Annotated in this window: 13 protein-coding genes; 3 read left to right on the forward strand and 10 right to left on the reverse strand. The window is 48.4% G+C overall.

Features of this window, described 5'->3' with window-relative positions:
* Window positions 1-63 precede the first annotated feature (63 nt).
* From ACYVB1_RS02275 to ACYVB1_RS02290, 4 genes are all read right to left on the reverse strand, one after another.
* Complete coding sequence (locus ACYVB1_RS02275; protein WP_460920076.1) at window positions 64-2,694, reverse strand: glycoside hydrolase family 3 protein; 2,631 nt, start codon at window positions 2,692-2,694, stop codon at window positions 64-66.
* A gap of 656 nt (window positions 2,695-3,350) precedes the next feature.
* Window positions 3,351-3,872 (reverse strand): VOC family protein, encoded by a 522-nt coding sequence (locus tag ACYVB1_RS02280; protein WP_460920078.1) that lies wholly within the window; start codon window positions 3,870-3,872, stop codon window positions 3,351-3,353.
* A gap of 384 nt (window positions 3,873-4,256) precedes the next feature.
* Window positions 4,257-5,408 carry an endo-1,4-beta-xylanase gene (locus ACYVB1_RS02285; RefSeq protein ID WP_460920080.1) on the reverse strand — a complete coding sequence of 384 codons (1,152 nt, stop codon included), beginning with the start codon at window positions 5,406-5,408 and terminating at the stop codon, window positions 4,257-4,259.
* Between the two features lie 618 nt (window positions 5,409-6,026).
* Window positions 6,027-7,052, reverse strand: a complete 1,026-nt coding sequence (locus ACYVB1_RS02290) for a glycoside hydrolase family 43 protein (protein ID WP_460920082.1) — start codon at window positions 7,050-7,052, stop codon at window positions 6,027-6,029.
* Between the two features lie 779 nt (window positions 7,053-7,831).
* On the opposite strand from ACYVB1_RS02290, the gene ACYVB1_RS02295 reads away from it, so the two are divergent.
* Together ACYVB1_RS02295 and ACYVB1_RS02300 are read left to right on the forward strand one after the other, a co-directional pair.
* Window positions 7,832-10,321, forward strand: coding sequence for an McrB family protein (locus tag ACYVB1_RS02295; RefSeq protein WP_460920084.1), 2,490 nt, complete (start codon window positions 7,832-7,834; stop codon window positions 10,319-10,321).
* Between the two features lie 4 nt (window positions 10,322-10,325).
* Window positions 10,326-11,627 carry an McrC family protein gene (locus ACYVB1_RS02300; protein ID WP_460920086.1) on the forward strand — a complete coding sequence of 434 codons (1,302 nt, stop codon included), beginning with the start codon at window positions 10,326-10,328 and terminating at the stop codon, window positions 11,625-11,627.
* On the opposite strand, the gene ACYVB1_RS02305 is transcribed toward ACYVB1_RS02300, so the two are convergent.
* From ACYVB1_RS02305 to ACYVB1_RS02330, 6 genes are all read right to left on the reverse strand, one after another.
* Entirely contained in the window at window positions 11,601-11,963 is a 363-nt protein-coding gene (locus ACYVB1_RS02305) for a hypothetical protein (protein ID WP_460920088.1), read from the reverse strand. The genes ACYVB1_RS02300 and ACYVB1_RS02305 overlap by 27 nt on opposite strands.
* A 100-nt stretch (window positions 11,964-12,063) precedes the next feature.
* A complete protein-coding gene (locus ACYVB1_RS02310; protein WP_460920090.1) occupies window positions 12,064-12,216 on the reverse strand; it encodes a Rieske (2Fe-2S) protein in 153 nt (50 codons plus the stop codon).
* Window positions 12,162-12,935, reverse strand: coding sequence for a DUF2231 domain-containing protein (locus ACYVB1_RS02315; protein WP_460920092.1), 774 nt, complete (start codon window positions 12,933-12,935; stop codon window positions 12,162-12,164). Before ACYVB1_RS02315 ends, ACYVB1_RS02310 begins: the two co-directional genes overlap by 55 nt.
* Window positions 12,936-13,193: 258 nt before the next feature.
* Window positions 13,194-14,840: a glycoside hydrolase family 32 protein gene (locus ACYVB1_RS02320; RefSeq protein WP_460920094.1), complete on the reverse strand. Its 1,647-nt coding sequence runs from the start codon at window positions 14,838-14,840 to the stop codon at window positions 13,194-13,196.
* A gap of 315 nt (window positions 14,841-15,155) precedes the next feature.
* Complete coding sequence (locus ACYVB1_RS02325) at window positions 15,156-15,341, reverse strand: hypothetical protein (RefSeq protein WP_460920096.1); 186 nt, start codon at window positions 15,339-15,341, stop codon at window positions 15,156-15,158.
* A gap of 428 nt (window positions 15,342-15,769) precedes the next feature.
* Entirely contained in the window at window positions 15,770-16,315 is a 546-nt protein-coding gene (locus ACYVB1_RS02330; RefSeq protein WP_460920098.1) for a heme NO-binding domain-containing protein, read from the reverse strand.
* 175 nt (window positions 16,316-16,490) lie between these two features.
* On the opposite strand from ACYVB1_RS02330, the gene ACYVB1_RS02335 reads away from it, so the two are divergent.
* The gene (locus ACYVB1_RS02335) at window positions 16,491-16,826 is read left to right on the forward strand and encodes a hypothetical protein (RefSeq protein ID WP_460920100.1); all 336 of its coding nucleotides are present in this window, start codon (window positions 16,491-16,493) and stop codon (window positions 16,824-16,826) included.
* The last annotated feature ends 521 nt before the right edge of the window (window positions 16,827-17,347 follow it).

A 17,347-nucleotide genomic window follows, 5' to 3' on the forward strand; every position in this document is an offset into this window, starting at 1 on the left:
AGAGGGCCTTCAGATGAAATTTACTTTTTCCATCTGAAGGCCCTCTTTTTTTAGAGAATCCCTTTACTGCAAGGCAACTGTTCCTTCCACTGTTTTCCTGCTCTTTCTGGTGGAAGCATCGGGCTGGCTGCCGCCCACGCTCAACTGGATGGTGCCGGGCACATAGTTGGCATACCCATCTTCTCCTATCACAGTAAGGTCCTGCGGACGGATGGTGAAGGTCACTACCTTGCTTTCGCCTCTCTTGAGCGGGATGCGCTGGAAGCCCTTCAGGGCTCTGACAGGCGTTCTGTAGCCCGGCACTTCACGGCTGGTGTACAACTGCACCACTTCTTCGCCATCCATCTTCCCGGTGTTTGTCACCCGCACGCTTACCTGCACCGGTCTGTGCACCTGCGCGGTGGCAGGCACCTGCAACTGGTCATACTTGAAAGTGGTATAGCTCAGCCCGTGCCCGAAGCCGTAGAGGGGCTGCCCCTTGAAATAACGGTAGGTGCGGCCTTCCATGGAATAATCACCAAACGGAGGCAGGTCCTTATCGCTCTTGTAGAAGGTGAGCGGCAGCCGGCCTGCAGGGTTGTAGTCTCCGAACAGCACATCGGCAATGGCGGTACCCGCCGACTGGCCGGCATACCAGGCATTGACAATGGCCGGAATGTTCTCCGACTCCCACGGCGTGGCAATGGCACTGCCGGTCATCATCACGAACACCACTGGCTTGCGGGTAGCCTTTAGTGCTTTCATCAGGTCTGTCTGCACCTGGGGCAGCAGGATGGTGGTGCGGTCGCCGCCTTCAAAGCCCGGGTCGTTCACCTGCATCTCCTCTCCTTCCAGCTGCGGGGAAATACCGCCCACAAAGATGATGGCATCGGCATCTTTCACACGGTTAGCCAGCGCCTTGAAATCGGTTTTGGCCATGTTGCCGGCACGCAGCGCGATGGAGGCCTTTCCTCCCTCCTGCACATACTCCAGCACCAGGCGGTGCGTCTTGCCCTGCTGGGTTGTCAGTTTATAGGTTTTCGGGCCCCAGCGGTTGCGGGTCCAGGCGTTCAGTTGCTCCTTCCCATCCACGAAGAAGCGGTAGCCGTCATCGCCTTCCACCTCAAAGGTGATGGTGCCTGTCTTGTCAGCAGTAAAATCGGTTGTATAGCGGGCCGAGAAATCATAGGCTTTCATGTTTCCTACCACAGCCTCTCCTTCCTGCCAGGCGTTGTTGATGCCTTTTTCCTGGCGCACCGCCACCGGCTGCCCTTTCAGCTCTTTGTTGTTAAAGTACTCAGCCTTCACACCGGGCTTACCGTCTATGCTCAATTGATTGGAGATGTCGGTGTATACCAGCAGGGTGTCTTTGGTAAAGGTGGTGGCTCTTTCGTACACAACCTCCGTGTCAGGACCCACTTTGCTGCGGATGCCCTCCAGGGCGGTGACTACCTCTGATGGCTGCCCGTTGTAGTTGCCCAGCACGGCGATGGGGTTATCGGCATTAGGACCGATAACAGCTATTTTCTTCATGTTCTTGCGCAGGGGCAGCGTGTTTTTCTCATTCTTGAGCAGCACCATAGACTGCTGCGCCATCTTCAGGGCATGGGCCTGGTGCGGGGCGCTCTCCAGCACGCTGGATGGGGTCTGCGCGTAGGCCACCATGGCTGCCGGGTCGAACATGCCCAGGCGGAAGCGGATGGTGAACAGCCGTTTTACGGACACATCAATCTGGCGCTCCGTAATCATGTTGTCCTTCACGGCCTGCACCAGCGCCTTGTAGGCATCGGTGCCGCAGTCCAGGTCGGTGCCGTGCATCACGGCGTCGGCAGAGGCGCTGGCAGCATCGGGGTGGGTCTTGTGGTTCTTGAAGAAGTCATCAATGGCCCAGCAGTCGGAGGTCACGTAGCCGGTAAACTGCCACTGGTTGCGCAGGATGTCCTGCATCAGCTTATCAGAGCCGCAGCAGGGCTGCCCCCTGAAGGCGTTGTAGGCGCACATCACACCCGCCACGTCGGCATTCACCACCAGCTCTTCGAAGGCAGGCAGGTACGTGTCCCACAGGTCGTAGTCGGAAGGGGTGGCGTTGAACACGTGGCGCTCCGGCTCCGGTCCGCTGTGCACCGCGTAATGCTTGGCACAGGCAGCCGCTTTCAGGTACTTAGGGTCATCCCCCTGCAGCCCGCGCACAAAGGCACGGCCCAGCATAGCCGTTAAGAAAGGGTCCTCGCCGTAGGTTTCCTGCCCGCGGCCCCAGCGGGGGTCACGGAAGATGTTGATGTTGGGCGTCCAGTAGGTAAGGCCCATGTAGCGCTGCCCTGACTTTCCTTCCTCCACCCCTTTGTTATAGACGGCTCTGCCCTCCAGGGCGGAGTAGTCGGCCATGCGCTTGAGAGAAACTGTGTCAAAGGTGGCGGCCATACCGATGGCCTGCGGGAACACGGTTACCCTGTAGGGGGTGCGGGCCACGCCGTGCAGCACCTCGTTCCACCAGTCGTAGGACGGAATCCCCAGCCTTTCTATAGCCGGAGCCGAGTTCAGCATCTGCCCAACCTTCTCCTCCAGGGTAAGGCGGGAGACGAGGTCATTCACGCGGGTTTCGATAGGGAGCTCTGGGTTCTGGAAGGGGTACTTGTACTTCTCTTCCTGCTTGGGAGCAGAGGGTGCTGCTCCCAGAAACAAAGCCATGACAATAAGTGACAGGAAAGCTTTCATTTGTAAAGTATGGTTACGCTATAGGTTAATATAATTCTGTTTCTACACTCGCCGTGAATCCGCCATTCCACAGCAAGATGCTCTCGTCAGGTGCTACAAGGGTTTCAAAGCAAACATACTACCCATGTACTTTATGCCAACGTTGGCATAAATATAAGCATTATGAGCTAACGTTGTCAATTTATTGAAGTATTTGGTTTTTTGCTTCTTAAAACAAAAGGGTGGAGGAAGTCAACAGCCGCTTTTCTATAGCAGCTGTTAGCACTTGTTCTTCTTGTGGCTCTGCCGCCAGCAGTTCCGGTTTGTTGCCTTTTGCAAGGGTCCTGACGCACTCTCTTACTCGCTCACCAGAGTGTTATACCACTTCCTTGAAGCTCCTTGCACGTTCTAATTTGCCTAAGTTACCCTGGCTACAGCTTATCCGGGAACTCACTGACAGCCTTGTCCATCTTGTCTTCTGCGGAAAGACTGAAAACAGATTCGCTTCGTACTGGCAGGTTACAGCAACAAAGGATAACTGTAGAAAAAGCTTTCGGAAAATGAAGTAGCAGGCTCCCCTCCTTTGACTCTAATGGAGGCCCCTGCACCCCCAGAGGGGCAGGGGTGGCTTGACCCGGTACGTTAGAAAAACGATGTTACGATGGCGGGGTTTGATATTATTCCATCGGTCCTATCAACTCTATGAAAACACCATCAGGATCCTGCACCAGCACAAAGTGAGCATTCTGGTTAAGAGGTGTGGGTGTGCTTCCCAGGAACGGAACATTTCTTTCTTTCAGTCTTTCTATGATCGGCTTTAGCGCTTTTACATTAATGGTAATGTACTGCATGCCTACATCGTCCTGGATAAATTTCGCTTTGGGACGCGGTGCTTTTTCCCCGAAGCTCATAAGCTTCCATTCGTTGGCTTCCGGGCTGTTCTCTAATTTTAAGACGGTTACAGAAGTAGGAACCCCGTTCGCAAGGCCTGATCGCTTCGAAAATTCTGGATTGATTTCAAAACTGTAGGCTTTTACCATCCCGATTCCGTTGGTGTAAAAGTCTAACGAACGTTCTATATCCGACACCACGACGCCTACGCCAATCAACTTGCTACTGAAGTTAGACTGCGCATACGAAGAAAATGCCGCCAGCATGGCAGCAACCAGGAAAGAGAACTTTAGAATAGGTTTTCTCATAAGTCTATCATTTATGTGTTAGAATTGTTCATTAAAGATATCCCTTTACAGAACGGGTTGTTTACTGTTGCTTGTTTTCTTTTGTCATCAGCAGGCCTACCATGCTCCTGTACCATTATCAACCGAATGTTGCACTTTGAAAATGTTCTTCAGTTGATGTATATCTTAAACCCAGCCCTAGCCCCTCCGGGGAGGGTAATCCAATGCCGTCAACTTAAAAACAACATTGCCGTTGTTGTGTCTTTTGGCCAACAAATGCTTGCCGGCCAAAAGACACAGCATAGCTCACACTCGCGAGACGCGAGCGAGGGCAATCACAGAATGAAACGAGCCTGCCTCTGAGGCATGAAGCGTTTCTGTTTCCTGAAGCCCTCCCTTATCAACTCATTCAGGAGAAGCATTTTGTGCCGCCTGCATGATAGACTTGACGACAGGCTTCGGTTTATTATTTCTGTCGAAAAGCAAGGGGTAGTCGGTTCTGCCACGCATCGGCCAACCGTTGCGCCAGGAGTGGCCATCGTTTACTCCCCAAAGTGTTACCCTCGAAATCTTATCCTGGTGCTTTGTAAAGAGCTTGAAAAAGCTCAGGTAGCGGGCATTGAATGCCTCGCTCACGGAATCAGGCAGTCCATCCGCATAGGGGTTCATTTGTTGCTGGTATTCAAAACTGGCAGACACATCGGCCCCAACATTTTCACGTGGAGCAGGAAGTACTGTCAGGTCCAGTTCGGTAATCAAGACTTTCACCCCGAGGTCTGAAAAAGCCAGCAGGCTCTTCTCAAACTCCTCAATGGGTGGGTACTGCAAACCGATGTGCCCCTGCATGCCAATGCCATCCACCCGCACTCCCTGTTGCTGCAGCTTCCTGACCATGGCGACCACGCCTGCCCTTTTGCCGGAATGGAACATAGAGTAGTCATTATAATACAGTTCCGCCTCCGGGTCTGCTTCATGGGCAAACTGAAACGCCAGTTTCACAAAGTCTTCGCCAATGATTTCGTAGAACTTGCTCTTTCGCCACGAGCCATCATCCAGTATAGCCTCATTCACAACATCCCAGGTATGCACCCGGCCTTTGTACCGGCCTACCACGGTAGAGATATGGTTTTTCATGCGCTGGATCAATACCTCACGCGACACGTCGTTGCCAGCGCTATCCTGAAAAAACCAACGTGGTGCCTGCGAGTGCCAAATCAGCGTATGACCATTGATGAGCATGTTATGCTGCTCCCCAAACGCCACAAAGCGGTCTGCCAGGTCAAAGTAAAACTCCCCTTCCCTGGGCTGAATCATGGCGCTTTTCATTACATTTTCAGCAACAATGGCGTTGAAGTGCTCCTTTACTACCCTAAGCGCTGCCGTGTCACGACCGACAATCTGCTGCGTGTTTAGCGCGGTGCCTATGTGAAACTGACCTGCAAAGGCATCCTTGAGTTTCATTTCACCTGCATCACTTTGTTGCGGTTTGATGGCACAGCTGGAAACAGCACAATAAATAGCGACGATGGCACTGAATAATACTCCCTTTCTTTTCATATCTTAATTTGTGACAACCCGACATGTGCAGCTCATCAGCCGCACCGCCTGGAACATTTTCATCTTCTATAAGCCTCTACCTAAATTCACCAATACTTTGTGCATCGTGTGTTAGCCGACAGACCAATGCTTATGAGGCAACTTTCGGGGATAAAGTCCCGAACTGCATGGGTGGAGACATTATGCCAAACACTGTACTTAGAAAAACCAGAAACAGCTACAGGCTTAAATAGAAGCCAGGAGAACATGTATAGCTCACTTTCCAGACCTTATCTAAAACTGAAAAGACAAACCAGTTAAACTGTCTACTTTTGAGGAACCTGCCTATCCCGTGTTCTTTTCACGCTTTTAAACTTACTAAAAGTTCTTTCTACAAACCCGGTGTTTAAACAAAAAATTAATGAAATGATATTTACGAGCAGGTTCTCTTGCTAATTTATAAGTGTTTTCGGTACACTGCTAAAATAGAAGCATTAGGCTTTCGAGTCGCATTGAATGATGTGAGAGGTGAACGAACATTTATGATAACAGCAGAACAACTCCTGCATTTATCATAAAGTTATTGCATTGCAGGCTTTGTCATTTTATATCATGCTTGTTTTGAAGCACCCTATACTTTCACAAAGGCTTACCCACAGTAAGCTTACTTCCGGAGTCGTCTACCTCAAACAGGTGGGGGATGCGGATGTAACGCCCGCTTTTGTCTTCTTTATGGCTATGCACCGACATCAGCAGTTTGCCATCAAAAGTGCGGAATAGCATGCCGTGTCCATAGTCAGGTGGTGTTATCGGCTCTTTTTCATGTATCCAGGGGCCGTCTAATGTACCGCTTTCAGAATAGGCTACCCCCTGCGTATAGACATTAAAAACCCAGCTTGTCCACAGCATGCCCAGCTTCCCTGTTTGGGTACGAAACAGCCAGGGTCCGTCCGTTACTTTATTCGGAATGATATTACCGGCTTCGTCACGCTCCTTGCTCCAGGGGGAGTCGCTTGCACGAAAAAGCACTTTGCCTTCTCCTTTTGAACCACTTAAATCTGGTTTCAATTCTATCTTTTCCATGGTGCCGTTCCAGTTCTGCAGCCATTCATAACAATAAACCATATAGGGTTTTCCGTCTGTGTCCACCCAAAGCGTGCCATCTAAGGTCGGTTTGTCTGCTGGCAGGTATACAGGGTCTTTCATGGGCACATAAGGCCCATCGGGTCTGTCGCTCACCAGCACATGCGAGGCCCGGCGTTCAATGACATTCCCCCTCACCGTATCAATCTTCATGTCCCTGTTGGTAAAGGTGCCGAAATAGTAGTATTTCCCTTTGTAATGATGCAGCTCTGCTGCCCAAATCATCGGGTTCTTTCCCATCCACGAGTCCGGGTCTGTCTTCACCACCTTGTACGGGCCAGTCCATTTCTTCAGGTCTTTGCTTTTCCACAGCATCCCTCCCGTACCTGTCATATAATACATAGATGTTTTGTTGTCAGCCAGGATAAAAGGGTCGCTCAGGCGAATGGAGTCCAGGGGAATGCCCTTTCTTACCACCGGTTCCTGGTTCTGAGAGAAAACCGCTGGCAGGTTGACGGAGATAAGCGCTACAACCAAAAAGACTCTTACATAAACTGCTTTAGTGTAATGTGTTATTTTCATGATTTTACTTTATAAGAGACTATTGGGTGTGATTAGAAATTGGGTTCTATCTTAGAGAAGAGACAAATACAGCTTTAAATGGACACATGCCACAGAAAATAATGGTTTGCTTATCTGTTGGCTGCTGGCATCAATTTTAGTGCTTTACAAAGTTCTTCCCTCTGTCCGCATAAGTTTACTTATCAATATAAAGGATAGTGTGCAGCAAGTCAATAATTCACGATGTGGTGGAGATTACGCAACAGCAAAATCAACAAGCGTCTTTGCCCTCTGCCATTTCAGCAAAGCCTAGGTCATGCGCTTTAAGAAATGCAGGTATCAGTTCCTCTTCTGAATGAAATGAGCTTATTGGCTTAAAAAAGAAAAGGCTCCTCATCACGAGGAGCCCTCCTTTTATGATAGGTTTGATTTCAAACTTCTCAACTTTTAGCCGGGTTGTTTTACGCAGACACGCATCAGTAGGTTTAGAAGAGTTAGTAAAATAAATGTATTCCTTAGAGTCCCATCAGAAAGACTGCCGGTAAAGCTTTATGTTGCCACTGGCAAGTTTAAAGAGTACTTAAATTGTTTCAAGCAAGTACTACTTCCTCCTGCCTCATCTAGTATTTGATACTTCACTTTGGTTACAACTTCTTTTGAAATCTGCAGAAATCAGAAATAAGTTGCATATAAAGAAGCCTATATTTAATTTACCCATAGGTGCAGAGGCATTCCTACCCTACCAAGCATTAAGTGTCGCCTCTGTAAAACCGGAGACATACAACTACAAACCGTACCTCATGAGACACGAACAAGAGATAATGCAAGATGAGAGCAAACTGGTTAACCCTTTGAGTGAGCTAGTTTTGAATTATATAGAGGATCTGCGCCAGAATAAGTTAGCTGATGAAGTTTATAAATGGAAGCTGGTCAAACAGTACCAGGGCAGGCCAAATCTGAATGCCCCTGATTTTTATGAAGAAATAAAAAGTATTGATTACTCTAACCTTATATATGGTGTAGGTATCGGCGTTATACACCACCTTGCCAAAGACAGGCCAGAAGCATATCGGGCATGTTTCAAAGTGCTCTTTGATGAAAGCACTCCACTAGCAGACCGGCTAAAGCGATTCTCTTCTGAGACGTTGCAACTCTACAGGGAATTGGTGCCAGATGAAAAGCTTTCTCACCACCATGATGAAAGAACCATGGCCACGCTGCTTACTTACTACAATCCTGATAAGTATACTTTTTATAAAGACTCCTTCTATAAGAAGTGCTGCAACTTAGTCGGGGTTAAAGCAAAGAAAGCAGGTGAGAAATATATCCACTACCTAGACCTGCTGGATAATCTTATATCAGAGTATCTGGAGCCGGACACAGAACTGTTGGAGTTAGTAAAACAAATTTTGCCTAATGATGCCTTTCATGATAGCAACCATAAAATACTGGCTCAGGACATTTTATATAAGATGCTAGATGGTAACACAACCCAAATTCAGAGGGATGAAAAAGCCTTTCGGGATATTATCAAAAAATCATCAGCAGAGTATCTTAATCTATATTTCAGCATTCTCGACAGACTTATTGGTGAACTGAATATACCTGATGAACCTAATCTAGTATTCAGCACTTCTAATAAACTGAGCTTTCAGGTAGGGATAAGGTATTGCTTAAATCTGGAGAAAAATCAGTTCTACTTTATTGCACCCAAAGATTATACTGTTGAGGGGATAGAAAAGGGAAACTTTGATGGAACGGGACATCCCGCTTTCTTTCATAAAGCTTCTGCATCCATTGTCACGCAACACTATCCGGCAATAAGAGAAGCGGTACAGGTCGAGATAGAGAGAGACAAAAATACAGATCCGAAAAAGTACGATAATGTTGCGTTCAGAAAGGCTGCTTTTGATAAAGAGTACAGAGCGACCTTCTTTGACTTTCAACCCGAAAAGATTACAGCAGCCCCAGCAGCTAGTGGCCAAGAGACAAAAAGCAAAAATAAGATGCCCCTAAATCAAATTCTTTTTGGTCCTCCAGGTACAGGTAAAACCTATACTACCATAACTAAAGCACTAGAAATCTTAGGTGAAGACATAGAAAGTGTAAACCGAAATATACTGAAAAAAATATTTGATAAGAAAGTAGCGGAAGGCCAGGTTGTGTTCACCACCTTTCACCAAAGTATGAGCTATGAGGATTTCATCGAGGGTATAAAACCGAAGACGGAAAATGATAAAGTTATTTATGAGATTGAGGAAGGTATCTTCAAGTTAATCTGCAATAAAGCTAAACCATCCACCGGAAACTTTAATGATGTAATTGAGGCATTTAAACAGGAAACCTCAGAAGCCGATGGTAAAAATCCGCTAACGATAAATGCGAAGGGCACAAGCTTCGACGTAGTGTATAGAGGTACAAATGTTTTATATGTACAGCCCCATAACAGTGCCCGGATTAGTGAGAACCCTTGGTATCCTGTCAATATTCTAAACATACGCAAGGCCTATGAATCAGGCTCGTTTGAAGGGATATACAACCCCACCTATGTCAGAGAAATTATTAATTATTTAACAAAGCACAAAAGCTTGATGAAAGGTGGCTTAAATGGTGAAACTCCTCAGCCATACGTCCTGATCATTGATGAAATAAACCGGGGCAATGTCTCTCAGATTTTTGGAGAGTTAATCACCCTGATTGAGGAAGATAAACGCTTAGGCAAAGAGGAACAACTGGAGGTTACTCTCCCTTATAGCAAAGAAAAGTTTGGGGTACCTGATAACCTCTACATCATTGGAACCATGAACACCGCCGACCGCAGTGTGGAGGCTTTAGATACTGCTTTGCGGCGCAGGTTCAGCTTTGTAGAGATGCCTCCGAGGTATGACTTCCATGGATTAGAAGAAGTAGTGGCAGGCTTTAAATTGATGGACATCCTTAAGAAAATAAACCGCCGCATCGAAAAACTTTTAGGCAAGGACAACCTGATCGGCCACAGCTATTTTTTGGAGGTGAAGGACGCTGAAGGGCTACGCATGGCTTTCCAGAATAAGATCATCCCGCTCCTGCAGGAATACTTCTACGGTGATTTCGGCAAAATTGGCTTAGTGCTTGGTGAGGGCTTTGTCAAACCTTCAGAGCAGGAAGACATGGATATCTTCGCCACTTTCGGAAGCTACGATTCCTCTGGTTTAGCCGAAAAAGAGGTCTATTGCTTGGCGGATTTGGTTGGAGAAAACAGGTTAAAGGAGGAGGAGTTTGAAGCTGCCCTGGATGCCCTGATGAAATAAAAGCGTGAGCCAGCAGCATAATCATATCACTGTTTTCGAGCATTCCAGTCTATGGACAGAGAAAGGGGAAGAACGTCTCTCTGAACCTCAACTACAGGCCCTGCAGGCTTTTTATGGAGAGAAAGGCGTACCTTATTATTCCCTCATTCACAAAGGTGTTAAGTTCAGCGAGTACGTGGGGGTGCTGCAGGTAGGGAAGCTTACCATAGAAGTACTGCCAAAAACTGATAAGAACGACAGCAAAAGTCAGTGGCTCCAAATGCTTATCGGCATGCTTCGCGCTGTCGGTGTTTTCGATATTCAGGCTCCCAGCAGCAGTAACTTAAAGCTTCAATCGAACTCCATTTTAGACTTATACTTTACCTTATTTCTACAGGCAGTAGAGTACCTGATGCACCGTGGACTGGTAAAGAAATACCGTAAAACAGAAAGCAACACTACTGCGCTGAAAGGCAGCATTCAGTTTGGCCAGCACATCCAGAAAAACCTGGTCCACCAGGAACGGTTTTATGTACGCCACACCACCTATGACGTACAGCACCAGCTTCACCAGATTCTGTACAAGACGCTAATTTTGCTTAAACGCATCAATACCAATGCAGCGCTTCAAAGTAAGATCGGGGCACTGTTACTCATTTTTCCGGAACAACCTGATCTGAAAGTATCGGAAGCCACTTTTGAAAAGATTAGTTACAACCGGAAGACGGAAAGTTACCGCAAAGCCCTGGACATTGCGCGACTACTTCTGCTCAACTACCACCCCGACGTAAGCAAAGGCAGAAACCACGTTTTAGCCTTGATGTTCGATATGAATCAGCTTTGGGAGCGTTTTGTTTATGTGAGCCTCCGAAAAGGTTTAAGGAAGGATAAACCGGATTTTACGATAAAAGATCAGGCGTACATGTACTTCTGGAAGCCAGAGCACGGCTACCTAAGTAAGATCATCCCCGACATCGTTATTAATAAAGGCAGACTAGATTGCGTGGTGCTGGATACCAAATGGAAGAACCTGAACGGTTACAATCCTTCCCCCGATGACCTGCGGCAGCTGTATGTTTATCATCAATACTACCAGGCTAAAAAAGTAGCTTTAGTCTATCCCGGTGCCACACAAAGCCAGAAAAGCGGCAAGTATTTGCGCCGGAACACCGGGGAAGAAACCCAAATGGAATGCAGCGTTCTTACCATTACCAACCAGGGCACCATTGAGGCCTGGCAGAAGCATATTTATGCAACGGTAAAAGATTGGCTTAACATACCTGACCAGATTACTAAAGACTTAAACATCATCCCTGGAAATCACTAGTTCTCCGTTTGCTTCTATTATCCCGTAGCCGCCCTTCGTTGCTGTCAGGAGCACTTCGAAGCGCTTAAACAGGGAGAAGAACTCCTCCTGGTTTATTTCTTTTTCGAAATGCAGCCTTATCAGCTGATCCCTTTCTTCAGTGGACTTCTGATTGTCCCGGCAGATGATGAAGCCTGAGAACGGCTCTTCCTGCCCCACGTCGAACCCGGCTCCGACTGCTTCATACCTTTCTGTGTCCACTCCCTTAGACTCCAGGAACTTCTGAAGCGTGATGCGTTCGCTTATGTCAGCAGCGGCAGAGCCGAAGAAGTCGTGGTGATGCACATTTGCTTTCATATTCGTACAGTTTATGGTTTACCTTTCTTTTTACAGCGCTGCTCCCAGAATTGGTGCATAACACAACCGCCAATTGGTTCTTCAGCTGCTGCTTGCTTCCTTAATCAGATAAACGGACCTCAATTTGGCCGGCTTTGACTCGCACCTCAAATTTTGGCTGCGGTTCTGTTGCCGGACCGTGCACCACGCTGCCATCCTCTAAAGAAAAAACGGAATCGTGCCACGGGCAACGCACGCTGCAGTCGTCCCGCAACTCGCCTTCTGAAAGCGGGCCGCCCAGGTGTGAGCCAGGGCAAACACTTTCCCATTCTTCCGGGCAAGAAGCACGGCTACCTCCCCGGCCTGCACACAGCGCATCTTGTTTTCCTCCAGTTCGCTGTCCTCCAAAACAGGCACAAAATCTTTCGGGGGCTTGTCTGCTGTAGCTGTATGGTCCACGCCCACCTGCTTCCCAAAAACAAGGTGACCACCCAGGTAAGCCCCCACACTCACAACCCCATAGCCGAGCATGGACAAGCCAATAGTCGTTTTACGTGTTTTTCTGCGCCGCCGGAGCAAAAGCGATGTGACGTATAGCGCAGTTGCACCTGCGTTCAGCATCCCGTGCATCAGCCCGACTTTCCGCCTTTCTTTCGTCGTTCCGGTCCAATCCGTAATTCCTGTCACGGCGGAGCCTATTGCACCAACAAGGCCGCCAGCCACAGCTGCATCTGCGCCTGGCGCATACTTTTTCTTTCCCATCAACACCATCGTATCCAGCACGGCGGCAGTCGTCCATGCCCCGATGGGAACATCCGTAATGGCAGGGTGCAAGGGGTGGCCGAGCCAGGTGCCGTGCAGCGCATCCTTGATTTGCTGACCAGCTTCCCCGCCTGCTTTAAAAGCGTTGACAACCGCAGGCTGCACAGCATCTCCTGCCGTATCAAGCCAGTTCTGTCTTTCAATGGCGTCGATGAACGTTTTCTGCTCCATTTGCTTTATCTCCTTTTTATTTGGATCCTGCTGCCATGAACGCAGATTTAGAACAGGATGTTTAGCAGCTTCTTCATCCATTCAGCTGGACCAGACAGAAAAGCAGGCATACCCCTAATCCAAAGTTCGAAGCACAAACCTTGACTACCATGATTTTAAAAAGCCCTGCGGCAGGAAAACAGGGCTGTTGGAGTTTTAAACCATCAAACTACTTCAGATATTTTATCAGCTGGCAACAGCATGCTGCCTTTTCAGCTATTATTTAGCGGAACGATAGATAGACTTCAAATCAGTGATACTGCCTGAATTGAGTTTTACCTGCCCTTTATCCGCTACCAGCCTGACCTTAGTAAATGGCTCGTCAGGAAAGAAGATGCTGGTCATTACGGTCTTGCCGCCATCTGCAAAAAGCTCCACCGAGGCCACATCCACTAACAGGCGCAGGTCGAACGCTTTCTCATTCGATAACCTGGGTGCATATTGAACACCTGAGAACTTGTCTGAAAAATCATTTTCGCCAGCCTGTGTTCTATCTATATAATACTGCCCGCGGGTAGCATCGAAGCCTACCAGCACCTTCTGATTCCTGTTGTTGGAAAGCTCAACGGCAAAGGAGCTTTGTGCATCAGCCGGCTCCACCTCCAGTTGCAGGTCGAAGGTTGACGTGTTCACAGCTGCTTTCTCTGAAATATTTAAAGCACCTGATACCGGCTGTGCCTCCAGTGTTCGGGTGGTGCCATAGATGTTTTTCAGCTCTTTCACAGGCATGGAGGCAACACGCAAGCCTGCCGGCGTGTTCACCAGTTCCAGTGAGCGGGCGATGGTCATAGCGCTTCTCCATTTCTCTGTCGGCACTACGTTGGCATAGTCCCAGTTGCTCATCCAGCCGATGAACAGTTCACGGCCGTCTTCCTTTGGTATGTTAGACCAGGTGATACCAGCATATTGATCACGGCCATAATCCAGCCAAATGCCTTCCTGTCCGTTCACGGTAGTGGCCACCACGGGTTTGGCATTGAGGCTTGCCTCAAACTGCGGGTCCAGCACGAATTTGCTGCCGTCAAAATGGCCCAGGAAGTACTGTGTGCCGGAGCCCCCGTTTGGTGCTCCGGGGTTGATGTTCACAATCAGCACCCACTTTTCCTCACCTGTATCCTGTGTTTTCAGCTTGAAGAGATCCGGGCACTCCCACACCCCACCGTGGGCTCCTACGTTCGCCCCGAAGTCGCTCTCCAGCTTCCAGTCGATCAGGTTGGGAGAAGAGTAAAAGCTGATGTGGTCTTTCACAGCCAGTGTCATGATCCACTTTTGTCCTTCTTCGTACCAGCTTACCTTCGGGTCACGGAAGTCGCGGATGCCCGGGTTCTCCAGCACCGGGTTGTTTTTATACTTCGTCCAGCTGCGGCCATTGTCCAGGCTGTAGGCAATGCCCTGCGTCTGGAAGTCGTTTCTGCCTGCTCTTTCTGCTTCGGCATTGTGATAGGTGTAAATAGCGACCATGGCCGGATTGCCCGCTGTACCCAGCCCGGAGGTGTTTTTTACGTCCACCACGGCACTACCCGAGAAGATAGTGCCCAGGCTGTCGGGATAGAGTGCAATGGGCAGGTGCTCCCATTGGATCATGTCCCTGCTCACAGCGTGGCCCCAGTGCATGGGGCCCCAAACCGTGCTGTCGGGGTTGTGCTGGTAAAAAAGGTGGTATTCGCCGTTGTGGTACACCATTCCGTTCGGGTCGTTCATCCAGCCAGCGGGCGGCGTGAAATGGAACTGCAGGCGGTGCGGCTCATTAAAAGTCTGTGATGTGGCCGTGGCTACCTCCGTGTTTGAATTCTCTACTGTTGCCTGGTTTGAGCTACAACTATAAAGTAGCGTGCTAAGCGCGGCGAGGGCATATAATTTCTTCATTTGCATGTCGGCTTTCAGATGAATGGACTACCGTACCAGTTATGAACCGATACGGTAGTTCGGCTTTATCATTTTTACTTATACTTGATGAAGGCAAGTAATGGCGTATAAAGTACACACCATTTACTCCACCGCTACTAATTTTAGAACATAACTGATATAGTTCCTCTGCTAAAGTTAATCTAGCTGTCGCGGAACAGGAAGATATCCCTCCCTTTCCTCCTGGCCCTGCGCCCGGGTCAGGTACTGGCGCTTCTCTTTTCCGTTTCAAAATAGGCAATCAACGTTTCAGCGGTTACTCTCCAGCGTACTGATTCAAAGAAGCGCATTTTCCATGGCACACTCCAGCCGTCTTTCCCGACGCAGGGCCTGACGAGCTGCATTCTGGTTCCGGTTGATGTTCTCACCTGGTTTGTACGTGTCCACCTGGAGGTTAGAGATATACTGCCCGATTAGGTCTCTCAACAGTTCTGTGCTGTTCCCGGCGTGCAATCTTATCATATTAATAATCAAAAGTGCCTCAATCCTGGTTATCCTGTCAACCCAGTTCTATGAGTACCCCGGCTTTCCATACAAGTACATCAGCAAACCGGATGTTCGTGTTGCTTTTAGCACTTGCCAAGAATGACCCCTCTTTACGTAGGCAGGAGCAATCCGGCTGCGGCACCTCCTTCATAGAGGAAAAACATTTGTAAAGCTGTGGTGTTATGACCCTTGACTGCTCGTATTATATATTAAGTTGGTACTTCCCTGAACATGATTAGCCTCAAGAACGGCAATAGAATGACCATTCATAAGCTCAGCCTGATGAAAGGCTTCCGATGAGACTGTCCATAACTCGCCATCCTGCGGGGCAACCTCTTCTAATATGCTTCGGTGCGTGGTGCAGCTATTTTTCCGTTTAGCCTTCTTCCAGTATTACATACTCCTCAATCAGAAAACCTGACTCTTATTTGCACCCGCTCGGCGTCAGGCTGCGTCGCTGGAAGGACATGCACCTTATCGCTCTCGTCAAAGTACTGCGCCAGTCCTTTGATGATGCCGATAGCGAAGCCCGCCATCCTGCGCTTGGAGTGGTAGTCGATAACGAGCATGTCCTTCCCTATCTTGGACACGTGCAGCGGAGGTGGGTTTGTCGCCTCGTTCTCCTTTCTAATGCCGCCGTGCATGTGAGTGCCAATGTGCAACAGCGTTTCCTGCGTTCTCCAGGCAGGGTCTACGAAGCGCTTGAAGACCAGCAGCAGGTCCGGCACCAGGAACTCCCCAAACCTTTCCTGGAACTCATCATAAGAAACCTCTTGCTTTTGGGCCGCGGCGGCCATAATCCTGAACAGCTCCTGGACAGGGTACACCTCGTTCATCTGATAGGGCATGCGGCTCTGCAGTCCCTCTTTTTCAATGATGTCCACCCATGTGTGGTAATTGTGCCTGTATTCCACGAACCGCTTCAGAAACACGAAGATCGAGCCGTGCATGTTATCTTTTGTAAGCGTATGCATTGTGATTTATAAGCTTCTCCTCCTATTGCTGTTTTCGCTCATAGGGTAGTCCCAAAGGTACTGAATTTATAAGGTGCATTGGAGGTATCCCGCTTATTTTATAGCCCAATCGGCCGCCACACAAACAAAGGAAGTGGTGTACGAAACAAGGATGGAAGACACCATAGCTGTGGCCGGAGGCGCCAGGGCAGCCAGGGAAAAAAGAGCAACGGCTGCCGCAAAAAGGATAATTGCAAACAGGTGCAGATTTATAGCCGCTTTCAACACGGCTTTCGCCTTAGTATGTCTATGCCAGGATCTGTTTTCAACGTACAGCATCGCTTACCTGTCTTCTGATTTATCTATATCTTTTTCGGTACTGCTGCCTATTATATTTAATAACCAAGCCATAAACAGATGGCAAAACAGGAGAAAGTGGTTCATTAGTTTTTTCAATGTTCCAACTTTATACTTTAACATCCTAATATTGTTACATAATGGTATGTAAATATTTACCTGCTATTAGCTTCCTGTCAGGGTATCAGAAAGTATTGTGATGACACGCCCCGCACTTAAAGCCGCACCGAAAGCGAGAAGCGCAAAGTTTATGCAGCTTGAGCGATTTTGTACTCCTGGCAGTAAGAGAAGTGAACTTCTAATGCGTGCTCCTTGAACATGAAGGCGTGTGCTTTCCTGGGGTGGGTATTCTTTACCTGACAGGAAGGTGGCTGGCTGCGGTGCAAGAAATTGAAGATAACAGAAAGCTATGGCCTTACCTGGAACTGGTAGATGTAGCGGAGTTAAAAGGGGGAAATAGTACAGTTATAACTCTCCATTCATACATCATTTCCTTTCATCTACAGAAGTTCAGACCTCTGATTAGAAATACTCAGCACTTTCTGAAGAAAAAAACAGCTTTGACGATAATGAGCTCCTCCCATTTTTAGGGCCGGTCAAAAGTAGAGAATTCGGGTTTCACTATATTCTTTTTTACCCACTCTTCCGGCGTTATGTCACCTAATGAACTGT

It is taken from the genome of Pontibacter brevis, assembly GCF_054779655.1.